The organism is Actinomadura fulvescens, assembly GCF_039533225.1.
GTDB classification, from domain to species: domain Bacteria; phylum Actinomycetota; class Actinomycetes; order Streptosporangiales; family Streptosporangiaceae; genus Spirillospora; species Spirillospora fulvescens.
On sequence record NZ_BAAATD010000001.1, the window covers coordinates 344,458 to 364,424 of the forward strand.

Below are 19,967 nucleotides of genomic sequence, written 5' to 3' on the forward strand. Positions count from 1 at the left end.
TGTGGCCCGCCGGGCAGGTCGCCATCGTCACCCCTCGCCCTTCCGGGTACGGACGGTCTTGGTCGACCGCGTGTCCAGGGACATCTCGTCGGCCTTCTCGACGTTCTTCTTCAGCCGTACCGTCCCGGTCGCCGGATCGACGACGTCCACGACCTTGCGCAGCAGCGAGGTGATCTCGTCGTTGCCCGCCTCCTCGGCGAGCTGCACGGCGCGGCCGAGGCGCGCGGTGGCCACGTCCTCGTCGCCGTCCTTGCGGGCCTGCAGGCCCTGCTGGATGGCGTCGGCCAGCTCGGCCTGCCCGGTGTAGTGGGCGACGCGGGGGTTGATGCGGGTGGAGGCGGCCTCGTCGTCGGTCCATTGGACGAGCACGTTGCCGGTCGCCAGGACCTCGTCCTCGGCTCCGGCGGCGCCCGGCACCACGAGCTTGACCCAGCCGGCGCGCAGTTCCTTCCCGACCTCGCCCGGTGGCACCTCCACGCAGATGTGGTAGTCGCGGCCCTCCGCGCCCCACGCGCCGAGCGGGTAGTCGCCCGCCTGCGGCCCCGACTCGGTGCGCTTGCCGGTGAGGTCCTCCACCGTGGGCATCACCTGCTTGACGAAGCGCAGCTTGGCCGTCTGCGGCGTCCACACGCGCAGCGCGACGTCGGCGACCGCCTTGCCCATCGCCGCCTCGGTCATCGCCTGGAAGTCGGCGACCAGGCCCTTCGGGTCGGCGACGATGTCGACGCTGCCCAGCAGCGCCGACGAGATCTTGCGCAGTTCGGCGACCTCCCAGTCGGTGCCGACGCCGCGGCAGTCGCAGACGAACCGGCCGGTGCAGCGGTAGAGCACCGCGTCGAGCTCCTCGGCGGTCTCGTGCTGGTTCTTGCCGTCGGTGAGCAGGATGGCGTGCCGGATGCCCTCCTGGTGCGCGTCGAAGAGCTGGTCGGCCAGCCGCAGCCAGGAGCCGATCGCGGTGCCGCCCTGGGCCTGCAGCCGGCTCAGCGCGTGCTTGGCCTCCTGGCGGGTCCCGGCGTCCGCCCGTACCAGGGTGGCCTGCTGCGGGAAGACCATCTTCGCGGTGTTGGCACCCGAGACCACCGCGAAGAACACGCCGTCGCGGAGCGTGTCGACCGCGACCTGCGCGGCCGCGATCGCCGCGCGCAGCTTGGTGTCGGGATAGGACATCGAGCCCGAGGTGTCGATGATGATGACCTCGGCGGCGGAGGCGGGCCGGGAGACGCCGGCCGCCCCCGCCCCGGACGACTCCACCGACACGATCGCGTGGACCTCGCGGCCGCCCTCGGGCAGGTACTTGTTCTGGTCGATCTTGATGCTGAACTGCGGCTGCTCGCTCATGGGGCATGCTCCGTGGTAGGCGTGACCGTGCTGGAGGCGACCGGGACGACGGCCACCGAGATGTTGTCGCGGCCCCCCGCCTCCAGGGCGAACCGGACCAGCGTGCGGGCCGCGCCGAGGGGGTCGCGGACCGGATCGCACGCGGCGTCGGACAGGACGGCCGCCAGGTCGTGAGGCTTGGGCGCGTAGTTCCACAGGCCGTCGCTGCAGACGAGCACCGCGCCGGTCCCGCCCGGGGTGAACGTGCGGACCCGCGGCCGTACCTCGTCGGCGTCCGCGCCGAGCCAGGCCGTGATGACGTGCGCGTTGGGGTGCGCCTCCGCCTCGGCCTCGGTCAACGCGCCTTCGGACACCATGTACGCGGCCCACGAGTCGTCCTCGGTGAGCTGTTCGGACGCCGCGGCCGTCTCGCCGCTGCCCAGCCAGTAGGCGCGGCTGTCACCGACCCAGCCGACGGTCACGGCGAGGGCGCCGGTCGCCGCGTCCGCGTGCGTGAACGCCGACACGTAGGTGCAGGACGGGGCGTTGGCCGGCGACTCGGCGAGCTCCGCCACGGACTCGGTGGCCTTCAGGGCGGCGTCGCAGGTGGCCTGGTCTGGAGCGGCCCCGGCCTCGGCCCCGGCGAGCAGCTCCGCCACGCCCGTCTCGGCCGCGGCGCGGGAGGCGTCGTCAGGCTCGGGAGAGGACCCGACGCCGTCGCAGACCACCGCCGCGATCCCGCCGGGGTGGGCGGCGATGGCGAAGAAGTCCTCGTTGCGCGCGTAGCGGCGGCCCCGGTCGCTGACTCCGGCGGCCACACCGCCTGGAAGCTCGATCTCGATGTGGTCGCGTTCGGCGGGCTGCCGCATGCCGCAGTGCTCGCAGTAGCCGTCGGCATCGATCGCGGTGGCGCCGCATTCGGTGCAGGCCGGGCGCGGCGACTTGGGCTCGGTCCGCCGGGTCGGGCGGGTGCCCGGGCGTCCGCCCGCGAAGACCTTCCCGGTGACACCCTCGCGTGCCACCCGCCCGGCGCGGACGAAAGCCGCGGCCTCCGCGGTCAGGGGGTGCCCGCAGGCCTCGCAGAACCCCTCGCCCTCGAAGACCGCCTCCCCGCAGTTGGGACAGGCCGGCTTGGGTGCGTCCACCACGTTCTGGTCCTCCGTCAAAGCAGCGTCCTCGGGCGTACGGCGTTGGCGCGGTCGATGAGGAGGCGCCGCTCTTCCTTGTCTCGCGTGTGCTGGGCCAGTGCGCGGTAGTTGTCCTCCAGAACGCGGCGTAGCGCGGCCGTGTCAGTGAGCGGCGCACCGAAGAGCGTGCCGCCCTGAGCGTTGCCATTGGGGGAGTGGCGCAGGCTCAGCCACGCCAGAGCCGCCTCCAGCACCTCGGCGATGAGCCGTGCGCGCCGTTCCCCCTCCAGGTCGAGGCGGCCGAGCCGTTCCGCCGCGCCGACCAGCTCGGCCGCCGTCAGGTCGTTGACCGCACGGCCGCGCACGGCGGTGGCCACCGCCGCCACCTGCGCGGCCACGTACCGGATGGAGGTCTTGGGCACCGAGTCGAGCACGGCGACCGCCGCCGGACGGTGGCCCGCGGCGAGGTGGATACGGGCGAGGGCGAACGCGGCGTTGATGTAGGACTGGTCGGTGCGCCAGACCGTCTCGTAGAGGCGGACGGCCTCACCTGGCGCCCGTTCCTCCAAGCAGTAGGCCAGCGCGAGCTTGGGTGCGGCCTCGCCGGGAAGCAGGGAATAGAGCTGGTCGAACTGCGTCTGCGCCGCCTCCAGGTTCCCTTCGGCGAGCGTGCAGACGGCGTGGTACCAGTCGACCCGCCAGTCGTCGGGGCGTTCCGCCGCCACCTGGTCGAGCAGGGACCGCGCGGCGGGGAACTGGGCGAGCTCGATGCGCACGCGGGCCAGCGTCAGCGAGATCTCCGGCGTCTGCTGCGGCGCGTTCGCGATCGTCGCGGCCAGCTGGTCGGGTTCGAGGGCCGTCAGCCCCGCGAGGAAACCGGCCGCCGGGTCGGACCCGTCCACCAGCGGCACGGGCAGCGAGGCCGCCGCGGCGGCGCGCGAAAGCGGCGGCAGCGCGGTGTCGGCGTTGCCCGGCCGGGTGGTGCCGGTGCCCGGGGCGAAGCGCTCCGGCCCGAACAACCCCGACGCGGCGGGCCGCGCGTACCCGTCGTCGGCGGCCAGCACCTCGCGCAGCACACCGGTGAGCTGGTCGGCCATCTCCACCGCGTCCTGGAACCGCCGCGCCGGATCGCGGTGCGTCGCGCGGCGCAGGAACCGGTCGTACGACTCGTGCCGCATCAGCAGCGGCACCTCGGCGCGCGCGGGCAGCTTGTCGGCGAACTCGCTGGTGAACCGGGCGAACCGGAAGCTCAGCACCGCCAGCGCACGGCCCACCGTGTAGAGGTCGGAGCTGACCGACGGCCCGACGTCGGCGATCTCCGGTGCCTGGTAGCCGACCGTGCCGAAGATCGCGCCGTCCTGGTCGTCCAGCCGCCGTACCGCGCCCATGTCGATCAGGCGCAGCTGCTCCTCGGTCTGGATGACGTTGTCGGGCTTGAAGTCGCAGTAGACCAGCCCCTGCGAGTGCAGGTAACCGAACGCCTGGAGCACCTCCAGCGCGTACGCGATGGCCTGGCCCAGGGGAAGCGCGTCCTCGCCAAGCTGTTTGCGCCGCTGCTGGAGGATGTCCTTGAGCGACTGGCCGCCGACGTACTCCATGACGATGTAGCCGGAGCCGTCGTGCTGGACGAAGTTGTAGATCTTGACGATGTTGGGGTGCTCGACCTCGGCGAGGAACGCGCGTTCGGCCGCGGCCGCCGCCAGCGCGTCGGAGTCGCCGGAGTCCAGCAGGCCCTTGAGCACCACCCAGCGGTCGCTGACGTTCTTGTCCTTGGCGAGATAGATCCAGCCGAGGCCGCCGTGCGCGAGACAGCCGAGCACCTCGTACTGCCCGCCGACCAGGTTGCCGGGCGCGAGCTTGGGGGTGAACGAGTAGGCGGCGCCGCACTTGGCGCAGAAGCCTTCGGTGCGTCCGGGCCGGTCGCCCTTGGCACGCCCTACGGGTTCGCCGCAGTCGCTGTTGTTACAGAAGCGGCGGTTCTCGGCGACCTCGGGGTTGGCGAGGATGGCCGTGGAGGGGTCGCGGTAGGGAACGCGCGGCACTTCGACGAGCCCCGCGCCCAGAGCACCGCGGCGCCCGGACGAACGCGACGAGCCTGTGCGGGTGCTGCCCGTTCCGACACTTCCCCTGGCGAAGCTCCCGGACGGCAGGCTTCCCGACGGCAGGCTCCCGGACGGGGTGCTGCCCGAAGCCACGGGAGCCGAGGCGAGGCTGCCCGACGACGGAGGCATGCCGCAGACGTCGCAGTAGCCGTCTTGCAACGTTCCCGTACAGCCGGGTTGGGCGCATCGGCCAGGTGCGGCCATGGGTGGAGCGGCCGCCGCCGGTGGGGTGGGAGCGCTGGCGACGGCCGGCGGGCTGCCGCAGACGTCGCAGTAACCGTCCTGCATGGTGCCCGTACAGCCGGGCTGAGCGCACTTGTCAGCGGGAGCTGACCCGAACTGTGGGGGCATGCCGCATATGACGCAATAGCCGTCTTCTATGGTTCCGGAGCAGCCTGGCGCGGTGCATCGATTCATCGGTCGGATCCCTTCGCCCGCGAGGTGATGGCCTGCTGGTAACCCGAGAGCGTCACGGTCGCCTTCCGCAGGTCACACGGGGATGTCCAGAGGAGTTCACGGGCCTGCTGGTAGAGCCGCGTCAGCTCGGTGTCCTCGGCCAGCCCGAGCCGCGCGGCCTTGACCCGGTAGGCGTCCAGCCGTCCGCGCAGCTCCTCGCGCCGGTCCAGCAGCCCGGTGATGAGGGCGTGGTCGTTTCGTGCCTGTTCGAGGGCGGTCGCGGCGGCACGTTCGAGGTCGTGCACGCGGTCGGCCAGCTCGCTCCACCGGCGCCCGTTCCGCAGTACCTCGACCGCCGCCAGCCGGTCGGCGAGCGCGGTCGCGCGGTCGGCGGGCTCCGGCAGCACGGGCGCCGCGATCTTGACGAGGACCCGCTCGCGCGCGCGCCCCGTCTCCGCCTCGGCGGCGCGCACCTGGTCGATGGCAGCCGCGGCGCGCCCGATCCTGGTGACCGCGTCGTCCCGGAAGGCGGCCGCCTCGCCCAGCCTGCGCCGGAGCTCGGCCAGGCCGGAACCGGCCGCCCGCAACCGGGACGTGTCGGCGCCGCCACCGCTCTCGAACGAGAGCGGATCGGTGCGCACGGCGGCGGCCAGGTCGTCGAGCTCGCGATCGAGCCGGTCGAGCTCGGGATCGGGCCCGCCGAGCGACGCCGCCAGCTCGTGCACCGTCCTGCGGTCCGCCTCGACCTGGCCGAGCGCCGACAGCAGCTCCGACCAGACCGCGTCGACGGCGGCCACCATCCGCGCGGCCTCCTCGAACAGCGGGGTCATCCGTTCGACGACCTCGGCGAGGCTCAGCTTGTCGCCCGCCGGCGAGGAGAGCAGCGTGCGGCGTTCGATGGGCACCTCTTCGACGGGAAGCTCGACGGAAGGCCCGGTGAGCAGCCGGGTCAGCTCGGCAAGCTGGGCCTGGCCCGGACGTGCGTGGCGGGCGCGCAGCTCCTCGGCCGCGGCCAGCGTGCCGCCGTAGTGGTCGAAGAGGCTCCACAACAAGGTCAGCCGGGACGCCAGCGCCGCCTGCCGCCGCGCCGTCTCGCCCGTGACCGTCGCCCCGTTCAGCAGTCGGTGCCCCTGGTGGCCCTCAAGGTCGAGCAGAGCGAGGCTGATGCGCTCCTTCTCGTCCCGCAGGCTCCGCAGGGCACGGTCGACGTCGTCACGGCTCATCAACGGTCGCCCGGTACCGGCAGCGCTCAAGCCTGGCCCCCGATTCCCCCGGTTCGTTCACTTTGGGTGGTCAGTTTCCCGTATGCGAAGGGTCGGCCTCAAGGCCTCCAAAATGTCAGTGTTCGAACGTATGATCGAACCATGGCGAACGTTACGACGTACCCCGGCAAGACGCACCGCTCCAACGGCCCCGGCGGCGCCGCGCTGACCGCCGCCGAGATCGCCGCCCTGGCGCTCTCGCTCGCCCACCTCGGCGCCGGTCCGCAGGCCACCACCGCGCGCCGGGCCCTGCGCCACCTCATCGACACCGACACCCACGACGACGTCGTCACCGCCACGCTTGCCACCCTCACCCGCCCGCTCGACGCCTCCATCGCCGACCGCGCCCGCGTGGTCGCCGCCGCCATCACCGAGCACCGCGTCGTGCGCCTCTGCTACGGCGACGCCGGGGCCAACGTCACCATCCGCGAGGTGGAGCCCGTCACCTGCCTGGTCCACCGCGACCACTGGTACCTCGTCGGCTGGTGCCGCATGCGCCGCGGCGTCCGCGCCTTCCGCTTCGACCGCATCCTGGCCGTGGAGTCCACCGGCCTCCCGGCCCGTCCCCGCCGTGCCGAGCGCTACCTCCCGTTCCAACGCCGCACACCGATCGCCGCCTGACCCCGTCACCACCCCACCACCTGACCCATCACGTGCGAGATGGGCGGCGCAGAGTCGCCTGTCTCGCCCGCCGGCGGCGAGGCGGACGGAAGCGGGGTTCGTCCGCCTCGTCTCGGCGTCAGCGGCTGACCAGGCCGGGCACGACCCGGGGCAGGGCACGCGCGCTTCTGGCCAGGCCGCGGCCCAGCCGTCCCAGCGGGGTACGGCCCGGGTCGTCGGCCTGTTCGGCGCGCAGGTCGTCGACGATGTCCTGCACTGCCTGCCGTGCGAGGTCGCGTACCTCTGTCACGGCCGTGACGTCGTCGGCGCGTCCGGCCCAGGGCGTGGTCTCGATGGGCTTGCCAAAGCCGTAATAGAGGCGTTCCGGCCGGGGAACGGGGGTGAGGCCGATGCCGCGTGACAACGGCACCATCATGTCGTCGCGCCCGCCGCGTTCGCCCAGCAAGATCCGGCCGAGCGCGCGGCCCGGCGCCAGCAGGCGGCTGTCGGGGTCGACGATCGTCGTGAACATCTCCTCCACGCCCACCGTCCCGAACGGGACGATCGGGCACCCGGCCTCGATGGCCATCCGGGCGAAGCCGAGCCGCTGCTCCCACTGCAGCCGGTAACGCTCGCCGCGGCGCCGGGTCGCCTCCCGGGCCCCGCCGGGGAAGACCACGACCATTTCACCCGCGTCCAGGAGCGCACGGCAGTTCTCCCGGGTGCCGTCGACCGAGCCGCCCACGTTCATGACCGTGCGCCAGCCGGGAATCTGCCAGTGCACGTGGTCGGCCAGCGAGCGCACCCAGATCCCGCGCGCCCGATGGATCTCGAAGAAGATGAGCGGCGCGTCGATCACGCCGTACACCGTGTGGTTGCCGACCAGCAGGGCCGGGCCGTGGTCGGGCAGGTTCGCCAGTCCGTGGAAGACCGGCGACGTCCACGCGCGCCAGGGTTCCAGGGCCAGGTTCGCCGCGCGGATCAGGTGCGCGGACGGGGGTGTCCAGTCGACAGGGGAGGCCATGCGCGAATCGTAGGCGAGGCCCGCTACAGCAGGCCCGCGTACTCCCCGCCGTCCACCGGGATCGCGGCGCCGGTCACGAATCCGGCCTGCTCCGAGCACAGGAACGCGACGAACGCGCCGAACTCCGCGGGGTCGCCGACCCGGCCCGCCGGGATCTCCTGCGCGACCTGCTCCCAGTCCCCGCCCCGCAACGAGCGCAGCCGCTCGGTCGCGTGGAAGCCCGGCAGCAGCGAGTTGACCGTCACCCCGTCCTTGGCCACCTCCAGGGCGAGCGTCTTCAGGAAACCCGTCGCCCCGGCCCGTGCCGTGTTGGACAGGACAGCGTCGGGATCGGCTGACGCACCGGCCGCGTAGCATTGCGGCGGTGAGCACGCAGGACGTCCTTGAGCACCTTCAGCGGCTGGGCATGTCGGGCTACGAGTCCAAGGCGTACGTCGCGCTGGTGGCGGCGGGAAAGCCGATCAACGGGTACGAGGTGGCGAAGCGGTCGGGCGTGCCGCGGAGCACGGTGTACGAGACTCTCGGCAAGCTCGTGGCGCGCGGCGCGGCCTACGAGGTGCGGGAGGAGCCGGACGCGACCGGATACCTGCCGTTGCCGCCCGAGGCGTTGCTCGACCGGCTGCGGCGGGAGTTCGACGGGTCGCTGGACGCGCTGAAGTCGGCGTTGCCCGCGGTGGCGGCGGAGCCGGAGGCGCACCTGATCCACGGCCTGCGCGACGGCGCGGCGATGCTGGCGCGGGCCGAGGACGTGGTGGCCGGGGCGCGCCGCGACCTGTTCCTGTCGGTGTGGCCGGAGGAGATGGCACAGCTGCACGAGGGCGTGCGGGCGGCGTCGGAACGGGGCGTGGACGTCTCGGTCGTCGCGTTCGGCGAGATCGAGGACGTCGGGCACGTCTACCGGCACCGCTACTCGGCGCCGCAGGCGGTGCTGGACGATCTGGGTTACCGCCTCATCGTCGTCGTGGGGGACCGGCGGGAGGCCGTCGTGGGCGGGTTCGCGGACGGGGCGGCGTGGGGCATCTACAGCGCCGATCCCGCCGTCGCCCTCATGGCGGCCGAGTACGTGCGCCAGGACGCCGCCCTGCAGATCCTCGCCGACCGCGTCGGGGCCGCGGAACTGGACCGCTGGTTCGCGTCCGACCCGGGGCTGCTACGGCTCCTCCGGCGTTCCTGACGTCTGGGCGATGGCCTCGGAGACGATCGCCGTCAGGTCGTGGGTCCGCGCGTAGACCTGCCGCTGCCACCGCGCGCCGTTGCCCCGTTCGAGCAGCCGCCGAAGCAGCCTGCGGACCGTGGCGAGGTCCCCGGACGCGGTGAGCGCCGGGGTGAGATGGTCGATGAGCGCCTCCAGGACCGCGCGGGCCGGCACGGGATGCCTGGTGACGGGATGGACGAGGTCCTCGCGCAGGCCCGAACGGCTCGCCCGCCAGACCGCCAGCTTGAGCAGGTCGGTCCGCACCCGGTCCGGTGGGATGCCGGCCCGCCAGGCCTGCGCCGCGGTGTCGACCAGCGCCCGTACGAGCGCCGCCACCAGGACTGTGTCGTCGGCGTGGAGGCAGACGTCGGCGATGCGGATCTCCACGGTGGGGTAGTGCCGGGACAGCCGGGCGTCGAAATAGATCATGCCCTCGTCGAGCAGGGCGCCGGTGTCCAGCATCGCCTCGACCGCGGCCCGGTACCCCTTGACCGACTCGAAGAGCTCGGTCGGGCCGCTGGACGGCCAGCGCCCCCAGACCTGCTGGCGCCAGCTCTCGTATCCGGTGTCGCGCCCCTGCCAGAACGGCGAGTTGGCGCTGAGGGCCAGCAGCGGCGGCAGCCATGGCCTGATCCGGTCCAGGACCGCGACGCCCTCCTCCGGCGACTCCACGTTCACATGAACATGACAGCCGCACGTGAGCTGCTCCTCCGCCGTCTGCGCGTACGCGTTGGCCATGCGCCGGTAACGGAGCGAGGGCGTGATCGACGGGTGCACGGTCGCCGGCAGGGTGGCGAGCGCCACCACCGCCGCGCCGACACCGGCGGCGGCCTCCGACGCCGCCCGCCGCCCGCGCCGTACCTCGTCCGCGAGGTCAGCCAGAGAGGCGCTGGGCGCCGTACCCGTCTCAAGCTGCTCGCGTTGCAGCTCGGTCTCGAGCGCCTCGGGCTCCTTACCGGAGAGCGTGATGCCCTTCTGGTCCTTGGCGTACCGGATCACGGCGCCGGAGACAGCCCGTGGGGCTCCGCTCACCGGGTCGACGAGCAGAAGCTCCTCTTCCACCCCGACCGTGCGCAGTTCATGGTGTGCCACTGTCCTGTTGTGCCCGCCGTAGCGCGGAAGGTACATCCCGATGCCGCTTCGTTGCGCACGGACCGCCCGCTTTATCGTCCGTTGAACGCCCACTTGCCAACACCGCCACGCCCCCCGAGCTCAAAGACGATCGATCTCCGTGAGATCGATGTCGATGCCGAACGGCACGCTGAGCTCAAGCCGGTCGCGGTGGACGCCGGTCATGAAGTATTCGCTGGTGGCCGGGTCGAGTTCGTAAACGTAGACGACGGGACGCCCGCCGCCGTTCTCCACCCGCCAGAAATGCGGAATGCCGGCGGCGGCGTAGAGCTGAGGCTTGCGCTTGCGGTCGCGTTCTTCGGAGTCCGGAGAGACCACTTCGATCGCGAGGACCACATCTTCCGGGCGGTATGTGGTCTGGTCCAGGCCCTTGACTCCCTCGGCCCGAAGCACCAGCACGTCCGGCTCCGGTCGCTGGCGTCTGCCCAGGGTGACGGTCATCTCCCGGCGCACCCGGAGGTCATCGGGCGCCATGCGCCGAAGGACGGAGACCAAGAGGTCCATGGTCAGCACATGGAAGTTGGCTTGCGGGCTCACCAGGACAAGGCTGCCATCGATCAGCTCTGTGTGAGGGGGCAATTGCGGAAGGTTATCTAGATCGCTCGCTGTAAAGCCCCCTTCAGGCGGAATGAGCCAGTCCGGGACGGCCTCAAGCTTCGGCGACTCGGGCTCGTGTTCGGGCTCGGACATGTCGTCCACCGCCAGCGCCGTCATTGGACCTCCCGCGATCGTGCCCGTGGCCGGGCCCGGATACACAAGGCTACCAACCGACCTCGTTCTGGTGATGAGAAGTGCGTCGGCGAGCGGATTCCGGGTCAGCGGCCGAGGTGGGCTCGGATCAAGCCGGCGGTTTCTTCGGGGCGGTCGAGGTAGAGCATGTGGCCGGCGTCGATTTCGGTGACCGTGAGGGCGCCGCCCAGGGCTTCGCGGCAGGCGGTCACATAGGCGGGGTGGACCATGGCGGCCCTTGTGGCGATGACCAGGTGCGTAGGGAGGCCGGGTGGGGGCGGTAGGGGCGGGCGGGCCATCTCGGAGAAGGCGGTCACCACGGCGGCGGGCTCGAAGCGCCAGCGCCAGCGACCGTCCTCGCCCTGCTGGAGGTGGTCGGCGACCTCGTCGTCCACCGCGCCGGGGTAGGACTCCGGCCAGCTCTTCACGCGGGCCGCATGGGCGTCGGCGGGGCTCGCGAACGAGGGTTGGACGCAGGTCTCGCGGGCACGCAGGCGGGCCCGGGCGGGGTCGAGGCCGGTCGCGGGATCGAGGAGGACGAGGCGCCGCACACGCTCCGGTGCCGCGTGGGACAGGTGCACGGCGATCATCCCGCCGTAGGAATGGCCGACGATGTCCGTGCGGGCGACGCCCTCGGTGTCCAGGACGGCCAGGAGGTCGGCCACGTGACGGTCGACGTGCCAGGGGGCGTCGTGGGTCGATCGGCCGTGCCCGCGCAGGTCCGGTGCGAGGACGTGACGGTCGGCGAGATGGTGCTCGGCCAGTCTGCGCCACCGGGCGCCGTGGCCGTTGATGCCGTGCAGGGCGAGCACCGGAGGGCCTGCCGGGTCTCCGTATCGGTCCACGTGGATGCCGGGCATGGCGAGATCTTAGAGGTAGGGGCGGAGGGCTTCGGCGACGGCGCGTTGGACATCGTCCATCTCGGGTTCGTCGTCCTCCACGTCCCAGAGGACGTTCTGGAGGACGCGGGCGTACGTCCAGCCGGCGGCGCGCTGCCGGTCCAGGCCGAGGATCTCGGTCATGAGGTCGAAGCGGCGGCGGACGGCGCGGCCCGTGTCGTTCGTGGCGAGGACTTCGTCCCACCGGTTGTGGAGGGCCGGCAGGAGGTCGAATCCCGGGTCGCCCGCGAGGGGTTTGGGGTCGATGGCCAGCCAGGGTTCGCGTTCGGCGGCCAGCACGTTGCCGTAGTGCAGGTCCCAGTGCAGGAGGCGGTCGCCCGGCTCGTGCACGAGGTCGGAGACGACGGTGGCGCAGGTCTGGACGATGCGCCGTTCTTCGTCGTCCTGGAGGACGCGGAGCGCGGCGGGGACCTCGTCGAGCATGGCCCGCGCGATGTCGCCGAGGCGCCGCACGCCCTCGGGCGCGGGGAGGGCGACGAGGCGGGCGAGGAGTTCGGTGAGGATCCGCAGCGCCTCGGTGTCGTCGGGCAGCGAGATGAGGGAGCGGGTGCTCAGGCGTTCGAGGAGCATCGCGCCCGGGTCCGAACGCAGGAGGCGGACCGCGCCGTCGCCGTTCCAAAGGCGGAGGGCGGCCGGCTCGCTTTCGGTCTCGTCGTCGACGATGCCCAGCTTGAGGACGGCGGGGGTGCCGTCGGACGTTCGTACGGGGAGCACGAGGGACGCGGCGCCGTGCATCGAGGGGCCGGTGATGGTCAGGCTCCAGTCTTCAAGCAGGTCGGCGGCCACCTGGGGCAGGGACGCGACCCAGGCACGGCCGGTCTCGCCGTTGCACTCGGACTGGATCATGGCCAGCTCGGCGGGTACGCGAATCATGATCAACACGTTAGCCGGGGTGCTGGTTTTCCCGCGCGCGGTGGGTGGAAGATCTTCGGGGGACTGACCGGGGGGTCTGTGTGGGGGACGATTCGTACGAGCCTGTCTATTCAGACAGTGAGCTCGGAATGGACAAGAAGATCAGCCGTCGGGATTTCCTCGACGGGATGGCCGTCGCGGCGGGCGCGATGGCGGTCTCCGGGTGTGCCGCCGGGGAGTGGGGCGGCATTCACGACAAGGTCGTCGAGCCGCCGGACGGCTGGAGCAATGCGGGACGGGGCAATTCCTCCTATCCGCCCGCCATGACGGGGCTGAGGGGCAGCACCAATCCCGCCCTGCGGATTCCCCACGAACTGCGCGACGGCATCTTCTGGAACGGAGACCGCCAGATCACCGCGACGGGCGAGCACTACGACCTCGTCGTCGTGGGCGCCGGCATCAGCGGCCTCAGTGCCGCGTACTTCTACCGCCAGGCCCATCCGAACGCCCGGATTCTCATCCTCGACAACCATGACGACTTCGGCGGCCACGCGCGGCGCAACGAATTCCATCCGAACGGCGGGCTCATCGTCGGCTACGGCGGCTCGCAATCCATCGAGGCGCCCTCGGTGTGGAGCCCGGTCGCCAAGAAACTGCTCGCCGACCTGGGCATCGAGGTCAAGAAGTTCGACAAGTACTACGACCAGGGTTTCAACGGGCGCTGGAAGCTGAACGATTCGGTCTTCATGACGAACGACCTTTTCGCCCGCGACCATCTGGTCGTCATGAAGGAGGACAAGCTCACCGCCGGCTCCTTCAAGAACGCCCCGATGCCGGCGGAGGCGAAGGCCGCCTTCCTCAAGCTCCAGGACAAGCCCGACGACTACATGCCCGGCCTGAGCGAGGCCGCGAAGAAGGCCAAGCTCGTCGAGCTGACGTATCGCGAGTATCTGCGGGACTACGCCAGGATGCCCGGCGAGGTCCTCGACTTCCTGCAGACCTTCACCAGTGACGAATGGGGTTTCGGGATCGACGCGTTCGGCGCCATCGACTCGTGGGCGTCGGGATATCCGGGATTCGACGGGCTCAAGCTGAACGCGTCCAAGCCGTACAAGTACTGCGGCCCCACCATCCAGATCCAGTGGAACGCCGACGACCCGTACATCTACCACTTCCCCGACGGCAACAACGGCATCTGCAAGCTGATCGTCGGAAAGCTGATTCCCGGCACCGGCGCGCCCGCGACGATGGAGCAGGAGCCCCTCGCCAGGATCGACTACTCCAAGCTGGACGTGCCGGGCAACCCGGTGCGGCTACGGCTGAACGCGCCGTGCGTACGGGTGCGTCACAAAGGCGGCGACGTCGGCGCCAAGACCGTGGACGTCGACTTCTACCGGGACGGCAAGGTCTACGGGTGCACGGCGGGCGGCGTGGTGATGGCCTGCTACAACACCATGGTCCCGTACCTGGTCCAGGACCTGCCGAGCGAGCAGAAACAGGCGCTCTTCTACGGCACGAAGCTGCCGATCATCTACGCCATGGTCCAGCTGCGCGACTGGCGTGCCTGGGAGCGGCTGAAGATCTACCACACCCGCTTCACCAGCGGGGACTGGTGCGTGGCGGAGCTCGACTATCCCGTCAGCATGGGCGGTTACAAGTTCTCCAAGGACCCGGGGCAGCCGATCCTCGTGCACATGATCCGGATGGCGACCGCGCCCGGCTACCGGAACCCGCGCGGCGGTGTCGGGCCGGGCCGGCGGGAGCTGTTCAACCGTCCGTTCGAGCGGTACGAACGGACGCTCCGCGACCAGCTCACCCGGCTGCTGGCGGCGGGCGGGTTCGACCCGGCCAAGGACATCCAGGCCATCACGGTCAACCGCTGGGGTCACGGCTACGCGCTGGAGTACGGGCGTCCGTGGGCGACGTTCTGGCCGGACGGTCCGCTGCCCTCGGTCGTCGGCCGCAGGAAGTACGGCCGCGTGACCATCGCCAACTCCGACTCGCAGAACCGCGCGTACGCCGACGCCGCCGTAGACGCCGCCTGGCGCGCCGTCCAAGAACTGGAAGCCTCATCCAAACCGTGAGGCCGCTCACCCCTCACGAACGTAACGCTACGCACGTTCCCAGCGAACGCTGCTCAGCGCCAACAGGGCGACGTGCAGGGAGACGCAGGATTCGACGTCGTCCAGGTCGGCGTCCAGCACCCTTTCGATGCGGCGCAGGCGTTCGTAGAAGGCGGGCCGCGACAGGTGCGCCTGCTGGGCGGCGACGGCCTTGTTGCGCCCGGCCTCCAGGTAGAGCTCCAGGATGCGGGTGAGGTCGGAGCCGCGCTGCGCGTCGTACTCCAGCAGCGGCCCGAGCTCGCGCTCGACGAACGTCTGCAGCCGCGCGTCGTCGCGCAGCAGGTGCAGCAGGCCGCGCAGGCGCAGGTCGGGCAGCCGGTAGAAGAGGCGCCCGCCCGAGCCGCGGCACGCGACGTCGGCGACCTGCTCGGCCTCCAGGAACGAGCGGCGCACGTCGCGGATCGACTCCACGACCGAACCCGTGGCCATGACGGTGTCGCCGCCCGACTGCTTGCGGACTCGGGTGGCCACCTCGTTCAGCGCGGTCTCGACGTCGGCACGGACGGGCAGCGACGCCAGCACGCCCACGCGCGCGTGCGGCCCGCTCTCGTCGAGCACGCCGACCAGGGCGGCCAGGCGGGCGTCCTTACAGGCTCCCGCGGCGGCCTCGGCCAGCTCCGACAGCTCGGCGGGGGTGCCGCTGCGCGGGCGCAGGACGACGCCGAGGAGCCGGCGGCCGGACAGGGGCACGCCCAGCGCGCGGGCGCGGGCGGCGGCCTCCTGCGGGTCGGAGTAGGAGTGGGCGAGGATCCGCGTGATGATCGTGCCGTGCGCCTGGCGTTCGACGCTCTCGGCGTGCCGGTCCAGCAGCCGGCCGAGCGCGAGCGTCGTGGCGGCGCGTTCGATCAGTACGGTCTCGCGCGGCGTCGGAGGCGCGCCGCAGGTGAGGATCAGGCGGCCCCAGTCCTCGCCGCGCGCGCCGACCATCGTGACCAGCCAGCCGGAGGCCTCGTCGTAGGCGGTGCGCTGCTCGGGCCGGACGGCGCGCGACCGCGTCTCCCAGGCCGACAGCAGCTCGGCGGGGTCGCGGCCGTCGGCGTCGGCGGCCAGCACCTGGTGCGAGAGGTTCTCCAGGACCACCGCGTGTCCGCCCAGCGCGGCCACCTGCCGGACGACCTCGTCGGTCGAGGCGCCCTCCACCGACAGCTGGGTGAAGATCTCGTGCAGTTCCTCGGAGGCGCGCAGCTCGGCCATCTGGTCCTGCAGGATGCGCGCGTGCACCGACTCGGTGATGTCGACGAACGCGGGCTCGTGCGCCAGCATCACCACCGGCAGGCCGTGCTCCTCCGCCGCGGCGATCAGCGCGGGCGGCAGCTCGCTGGCGTAGCGGCGGCCGAGCTCGACCATCAGGCCGCTGACGCCGACCTCCGCCAGCTCGCCGATGTAGGCGCGCAGCCGGGCGGGCTCGTCGGGGAGCGCGATGCCGGTGGTCAGCACCAGCTCGCCGCCGTGCAGGAGGTGCGCGATGTCGGTGACCTCGGCCACGTGCACCCAGCGCACCCGGTTGTCCAGGCGGTCCGCGCCCGCGACGACGCGCGGCTGGCCGCGGCGCACCGCGTCCAGCTGGAGCACGTCGGCGAGAGTGGGCAGCATCGTCTGGATCATATCCAGCCATCCTGTCAACTGAATATGGGAGAACGGTTACATATTGTAAAATCCAGCACTCCGTCAATCCGGCGGCCCTGGTCCTGACACTCTGCCGCTAGCCGGGCAGGGGACGGGCAGTGAGACTTGGGGACATGCCGGATAACGAGAACCTCCTCCGGCGCCACCGTGCGGTGATGCCGGACTGGCTGGCGCTGAACTACGAACGCCCCATCGAGATCGTCAGCGGCAAGGGCAACCGCGTCACCGACGCCGACGGCAACAGCTACCTCGACTTCTTCTCGGGCATCCTCACCAACATGCTCGGGTACGACGTGCCCGAGGTCCGCGAGGCCGTGGAACGGCAGCTGGCCACCGGGATCGTGCACACCTCCACCGCGTACCTGCTGCGCGGCCAGGTCGAGCTCGCCGAGAAGATCGCCCGGCTGTCGGGCATCCCGGACGCCAAGGTCTTCTTCACCAACTCGGGCACCGAGGCCAACGAGACCGCGCTCCTGCTCGCCGCCTACAGCCGCCGCAGCGACCAGATCCTGGCGATGCGGCAGGCCTACCACGGCCGGTCGTTCGGAGCGATCGGCGTGACCGGGCACCGCGGCTGGAAGAACACCTCGTTCTCACCGGTGAACGCGCACTTCCTGCACGGCACCGACCGGCACCTGCCGCAGTTCGCGGGCCTGTCGGACGAGGACTACACCAAGGTCTGCGTCGAGGACCTGCGGCACGTCCTGGCGACCGCGACGGCCGGTGACGTCGCCGCGCTCATCGCCGAGCCGATCCAGGGCGTCGGCGGGTTCACGATGCCCCCCGACGGGCTGTTCGCCGCCTACAAGGAGGTGCTGGACGAGCACGGCATCCTCCTCATCTCCGACGAGGTGCAGACCGGCTGGGGGCGTACGGGTTCCAGCTTCTTCGGCATCGGCAACCACGGCGTCACGCCCGACATGCTGACGTTCGCCAAGGGCCTCGGGAACGGCTTCGCGGTCGGCGGCGTGGTCGCCCGCGGCGAGCTGATGGACGCGCTGCCCGCGGTCGGGCTGTCCACGTTCGGCGGCAACCCGATCTCCATGGCCGCCGCCAACGCCACCCTCGACTACGTGCTCGAACACGACCTGCAGGCCAACGCCGCCAGGCAGGGCGCGGTCATCATCGGCGGGCTCAGGGAGGCCGCCGCCCGGCTGCCCGTCATCAAGGACGTGCGCGGCAAGGGGCTGATGTTCGCGATCGAGCTGGCCGACGCCGCGACCGCCGCCGCGCTCATGGAGGAGACCCGTAAGCGGGGGCTGCTCGGCGGCAAGGGCGGCCTGTACGGCAATGTCGTCCGCATGGCACCGGCCCTCACCCTGACCGACGCCGAGGCCGCCGAAGGCCTGGGCATCCTGATCGACTCCCTGGAAGCGTTGAACGGATCATGAGTAGCGAGCACGTCACCCACTGGATCAACGGCAAGCCCTTCGACGGCGCCGCCGGCCGGAGAGGCGACCTCTATGAGCCGTCCACCGGGCGGCTCAGCGGGACGGTCGACTTCGCCGGGCCGGCTGAGATCGACGCCGCCGTGGCCGCCGCCAGGGCGGCCTTCCCCGGCTGGCGCGACACGTCCCTGAGCCAGCGCGTCAAGATCCTTTTCCGCTTCCGGGAGCTGCTGACCGCGCACCGCGACGAGCTGGCCCGGATCATCTCGTCCGAGCACGGCAAGGTCGTCTCCGACGCGGCGGGCGAGGTCGCCCGCGGGCTGGAGGTCGTCGAGTTCGCGTGCGGCATCCCGCACCTGCTCAAGGGCGGCTTCTCGGAGAACGTGTCGTCACGGGTGGACGCCTACTCGATCCTTCAGCCGCTCGGCGTGGTCGCCGGGATCACCCCGTTCAACTTCCCGGCCATGGTGCCGATGTGGATGTTCCCCGTCGCGATCGCCTGCGGCAACACGTTCATCCTCAAGCCGTCGGAGAAGGACCCCTCGGCGGCGGTCCGGCTGGCCGAGCTGTGGGCCGAGGCGGGCCTGCCGGGCGGCGTCTTCAACGTGCTGCACGGCGACAAGATCGCGGTGGACGGGCTGCTGCACCACCGGGACGTCAAGGCGGTCAGCTTCGTCGGCTCCACCCCGATCGCGCGGTACATCTACGAGACCGCGGCGCGCAACGGCAAGCGGGTCCAGGCGCTGGGCGGCGCCAAGAACCACATGGTCGTGCTGCCCGACGCCGACCTGGACCTGGCCGCCGACGCCGCGGTCTCCGCCGGTTTCGGCTCGGCGGGGGAACGCTGCATGGCGATCTCCGTCGTGGTCGCCGTCGATCCCGTGGGCGACGAGCTCCTCGCGAAGATCAAAGACCGCACGGCCCGGCTGAAGGTCGGCCCCGGCCACGATCCCGCGGCCGAGATGGGCCCCCTCGTCACCCGCGAGCACCGCGACAAGGTCGCCTCCTACCTCGACAGCGGCGTCGCCCAGGGCGCCACCCTCGCCGTCGACGGCCGCGAGACCGAGATCCTGGGCGAACGAGGCGAGGGCTTCTGGCTGGGCCCCACGATCCTCGACCACGTGACGCCCGAGATGGACGCCTACCAGGACGAGATCTTCGGCCCCGTGCTCTCGATCGTCCGGGTCGGGTCGTACGAGGAGGCGATGGAGCTTCTGGACGCCAACCCGTACGGCAACGGCACGGCCATCTTCACCAACGACGGCGGCGCGGCCCGGCGGTTCCAGAACGAGGTCGAGGTCGGCATGGTCGGCATCAATGTGCCCATCCCGGTGCCGATGGCGTACTACTCGTTCGGCGGCTGGAAGGCGTCCCTCTTCGGTGACAGTCACGCGCACGGGATGGAGGGCGTGCACTTCTACACCCGTACGAAGGCCGTCACCGCGCGCTGGCTCGATCCGTCCCACGGAGGCGTGAACCTGGGCTTCCCGACAGGGGACGAACCGCCGCACATTGTACAAATAGGCTGAAATACGCCCCGGCCGGAGTGGCTCACGGTGCCGGTGTGACGAACGGGAGGCGACGGCGGGTGACACGCCGTCGCCGAACGTGAGAAACGGCAGGTCGCCGGTGCCGGGACTTTCTGTCGTCCGTATGTTTTCGTCGTCAATTTTCGTCATTCTCGCTCCGACAAATAATAGCTACAAGTGTTGACTCACTCTGTGGCGGGGGACACAATCTGACTGTCTCAATTAATTGAGGCAATTACAAAAAGGTCAGAGTCCGGAGTCAACGCCATGGCCGACGAGCACGCCGCAGAAGTCGCCGCGCTCAGCAGGCGTTATCCGAACTGGACCATTTGGTTCGGTCTGTTCACCGGCCACTGGTGGGCCCTTCCGCCCCGCGACAGTGACGTGGACGAGTTCATCGAGGCCGAGACCCCGCAGTGGCTCATCGCACGCATCGAGGTGATCCAGAACGCCGAGCCCCCAGACCTGATCGAGAACCTCCCCAGGACCTCGGGAGACTCCCGCCGGAACACGCGACGCCCCTCGAATCTCCTCCGTCTCGAGGGCATCACACCGTCGCCGTTCCGCCGGGTACCGGTGGTCGCGTGGCCAGGCAGCACTGCAAGGTGATCCGCTGTTCCCCAACCTCGCCACGTACTCGCCGGCGCCGTCGCGGCCCCGGGCGGGA

At 71.2% G+C, this 19,967-nt stretch carries 17 protein-coding genes and 1 pseudogene; 7 read left to right on the plus strand and 11 right to left on the minus strand.

What is annotated here, in order from left to right; translation table 11 throughout:
* Positions 1 to 27 precede the first annotated feature (27 nt).
* From ABD333_RS01655 to ABD333_RS01665, 3 genes are read right to left on the minus strand one after another with little or no spacing between them, the layout of a single operon-like run.
* Positions 28 to 1,338, minus strand: coding sequence for a vWA domain-containing protein (locus tag ABD333_RS01655; protein WP_344536969.1), 1,311 nt, complete (start codon positions 1,336 to 1,338; stop codon positions 28 to 30).
* Positions 1,335 to 2,483 carry a PP2C family protein-serine/threonine phosphatase gene (locus ABD333_RS01660; RefSeq protein WP_344536971.1) on the minus strand — a complete coding sequence of 383 codons (1,149 nt, stop codon included), beginning with the start codon at positions 2,481 to 2,483 and terminating at the stop codon, positions 1,335 to 1,337. The genes ABD333_RS01655 and ABD333_RS01660 overlap by 4 nt, the downstream gene beginning before the upstream one ends.
* Entirely contained in the window at positions 2,480 to 4,609 is a 2,130-nt protein-coding gene (locus ABD333_RS01665; protein WP_425546897.1) for a serine/threonine-protein kinase, read from the minus strand. Before ABD333_RS01665 ends, ABD333_RS01660 begins: the two co-directional genes overlap by 4 nt.
* Here ABD333_RS01665 and ABD333_RS47440 point away from each other — a divergent pair.
* Positions 4,548 to 4,694: a hypothetical protein gene (locus tag ABD333_RS47440; RefSeq protein WP_410558630.1), complete on the plus strand. Its 147-nt coding sequence runs from the start codon at positions 4,548 to 4,550 to the stop codon at positions 4,692 to 4,694. The genes ABD333_RS01665 and ABD333_RS47440 overlap by 62 nt on opposite strands.
* A gap of 265 nt (positions 4,695 to 4,959) precedes the next feature.
* Here the strand turns inward: ABD333_RS47440 and ABD333_RS01670 are convergent, their stop codons facing one another.
* On the minus strand, positions 4,960 to 6,165 hold the full coding sequence (locus ABD333_RS01670) for a hypothetical protein (protein WP_344536973.1): 1,206 nt from the start codon (positions 6,163 to 6,165) through the stop codon (positions 4,960 to 4,962).
* A gap of 141 nt (positions 6,166 to 6,306) precedes the next feature.
* On the opposite strand from ABD333_RS01670, the gene ABD333_RS01675 reads away from it, so the two are divergent.
* On the plus strand, positions 6,307 to 6,825 hold the full coding sequence (locus tag ABD333_RS01675) for a helix-turn-helix transcriptional regulator (RefSeq protein WP_344536976.1): 519 nt from the start codon (positions 6,307 to 6,309) through the stop codon (positions 6,823 to 6,825).
* Between the two features lie 118 nt (positions 6,826 to 6,943).
* On the opposite strand, the gene ABD333_RS01680 is transcribed toward ABD333_RS01675, so the two are convergent.
* The gene (locus tag ABD333_RS01680; RefSeq protein ID WP_344536978.1) at positions 6,944 to 7,828 is read right to left on the minus strand and encodes a lysophospholipid acyltransferase family protein; all 885 of its coding nucleotides are present in this window, start codon (positions 7,826 to 7,828) and stop codon (positions 6,944 to 6,946) included.
* A gap of 23 nt (positions 7,829 to 7,851) precedes the next feature.
* Positions 7,852 to 8,148, minus strand: a pseudogene (locus ABD333_RS01685) (SDR family oxidoreductase); the annotation flags it as partial.
* Between the two features lie 44 nt (positions 8,149 to 8,192).
* Between ABD333_RS01685 and ABD333_RS01690 the strand changes: the two are divergent.
* Positions 8,193 to 9,002: a TrmB family transcriptional regulator gene (locus ABD333_RS01690; RefSeq protein WP_344536980.1), complete on the plus strand. Its 810-nt coding sequence runs from the start codon at positions 8,193 to 8,195 to the stop codon at positions 9,000 to 9,002.
* On the opposite strand, the gene ABD333_RS01695 is transcribed toward ABD333_RS01690, so the two are convergent.
* From ABD333_RS01695 to ABD333_RS01710, 4 genes are all read right to left on the minus strand, one after another.
* Positions 8,979 to 10,115: a carboxylate-amine ligase gene (locus ABD333_RS01695; protein WP_344536982.1), complete on the minus strand. Its 1,137-nt coding sequence runs from the start codon at positions 10,113 to 10,115 to the stop codon at positions 8,979 to 8,981. The genes ABD333_RS01690 and ABD333_RS01695 overlap by 24 nt on opposite strands.
* 120 nt (positions 10,116 to 10,235) lie before the next feature.
* Entirely contained in the window at positions 10,236 to 10,844 is a 609-nt protein-coding gene (locus ABD333_RS01700; RefSeq protein WP_344538791.1) for a Uma2 family endonuclease, read from the minus strand.
* Between the two features lie 125 nt (positions 10,845 to 10,969).
* Positions 10,970 to 11,743: an alpha/beta hydrolase gene (locus tag ABD333_RS01705; RefSeq protein ID WP_344536984.1), complete on the minus strand. Its 774-nt coding sequence runs from the start codon at positions 11,741 to 11,743 to the stop codon at positions 10,970 to 10,972.
* A 9-nt stretch (positions 11,744 to 11,752) separates the two neighbouring features.
* Positions 11,753 to 12,655 (minus strand): aminoglycoside phosphotransferase family protein, encoded by a 903-nt coding sequence (locus ABD333_RS01710; RefSeq protein ID WP_344536986.1) that lies wholly within the window; start codon positions 12,653 to 12,655, stop codon positions 11,753 to 11,755.
* A gap of 128 nt (positions 12,656 to 12,783) precedes the next feature.
* Between ABD333_RS01710 and ABD333_RS01715 the strand changes: the two genes are divergently transcribed.
* On the plus strand, positions 12,784 to 14,718 hold the full coding sequence (locus tag ABD333_RS01715; protein WP_344536988.1) for a flavin monoamine oxidase family protein: 1,935 nt from the start codon (positions 12,784 to 12,786) through the stop codon (positions 14,716 to 14,718).
* Between the two features lie 27 nt (positions 14,719 to 14,745).
* On the opposite strand, the gene ABD333_RS01720 is transcribed toward ABD333_RS01715, so the two are convergent.
* Positions 14,746 to 16,350: a PucR family transcriptional regulator gene (locus ABD333_RS01720; protein ID WP_344536990.1), complete on the minus strand. Its 1,605-nt coding sequence runs from the start codon at positions 16,348 to 16,350 to the stop codon at positions 14,746 to 14,748.
* Positions 16,351 to 16,496: 146 nt separating this feature from the next.
* On the opposite strand from ABD333_RS01720, the gene ABD333_RS01725 reads away from it, so the two are divergent.
* From ABD333_RS01725 to ABD333_RS01735, 3 genes are all read left to right on the plus strand, one after another.
* The gene (locus tag ABD333_RS01725) at positions 16,497 to 17,774 is read left to right on the plus strand and encodes an aspartate aminotransferase family protein (protein WP_344536992.1); all 1,278 of its coding nucleotides are present in this window, start codon (positions 16,497 to 16,499) and stop codon (positions 17,772 to 17,774) included.
* Entirely contained in the window at positions 17,771 to 19,300 is a 1,530-nt protein-coding gene (locus ABD333_RS01730) for a CoA-acylating methylmalonate-semialdehyde dehydrogenase (RefSeq protein WP_344536994.1), read from the plus strand. Before ABD333_RS01725 ends, ABD333_RS01730 begins: the two co-directional genes overlap by 4 nt.
* 267 nt (positions 19,301 to 19,567) lie before the next feature.
* Positions 19,568 to 19,909 carry a hypothetical protein gene (locus ABD333_RS01735; RefSeq protein WP_344536996.1) on the plus strand — a complete coding sequence of 114 codons (342 nt, stop codon included), beginning with the start codon at positions 19,568 to 19,570 and terminating at the stop codon, positions 19,907 to 19,909.
* Positions 19,910 to 19,967 lie beyond the last annotated feature (58 nt).

What these genes read in the sequence shown, in the direction of transcription:
- ABD333_RS01655 (WP_344536969.1), bottom strand. Translation starts at nt 1,338, where the DNA reads ATGAGCGAGCAGCCGCAGTTCAGCATCAAGATCGACCAGAACAAGTAC.
- ABD333_RS01670 (WP_344536973.1), bottom strand. Translation starts at nt 6,165, where the DNA reads ATGAGCCGTGACGACGTCGACCGTGCCCTGCGGAGCCTGCGGGACGAG.
- ABD333_RS01675 (WP_344536976.1), top strand. Translation starts at nt 6,307, where the DNA reads ATGGCGAACGTTACGACGTACCCCGGCAAGACGCACCGCTCCAACGGC.
- ABD333_RS01680 (WP_344536978.1), bottom strand. Translation starts at nt 7,828, where the DNA reads ATGGCCTCCCCTGTCGACTGGACACCCCCGTCCGCGCACCTGATCCGC.
- ABD333_RS01700 (WP_344538791.1), bottom strand. Translation starts at nt 10,844, where the DNA reads ATGTCCGAGCCCGAACACGAGCCCGAGTCGCCGAAGCTTGAGGCCGTC.
- ABD333_RS01705 (WP_344536984.1), bottom strand. Translation starts at nt 11,743, where the DNA reads ATGCCCGGCATCCACGTGGACCGATACGGAGACCCGGCAGGCCCTCCG.
- ABD333_RS01710 (WP_344536986.1), bottom strand. Translation starts at nt 12,655, where the DNA reads ATGATTCGCGTACCCGCCGAGCTGGCCATGATCCAGTCCGAGTGCAAC.
- ABD333_RS01715 (WP_344536988.1), top strand. Translation starts at nt 12,784, where the DNA reads ATGGACAAGAAGATCAGCCGTCGGGATTTCCTCGACGGGATGGCCGTC.
- ABD333_RS01720 (WP_344536990.1), bottom strand. Translation starts at nt 16,350, where the DNA reads ATGCTGCCCACTCTCGCCGACGTGCTCCAGCTGGACGCGGTGCGCCGC.
- ABD333_RS01725 (WP_344536992.1), top strand. Translation starts at nt 16,497, where the DNA reads ATGCCGGATAACGAGAACCTCCTCCGGCGCCACCGTGCGGTGATGCCG.
- ABD333_RS01730 (WP_344536994.1), top strand. Translation starts at nt 17,771, where the DNA reads ATGAGTAGCGAGCACGTCACCCACTGGATCAACGGCAAGCCCTTCGAC.
- ABD333_RS01735 (WP_344536996.1), top strand. Translation starts at nt 19,568, where the DNA reads ATGGCCGACGAGCACGCCGCAGAAGTCGCCGCGCTCAGCAGGCGTTAT.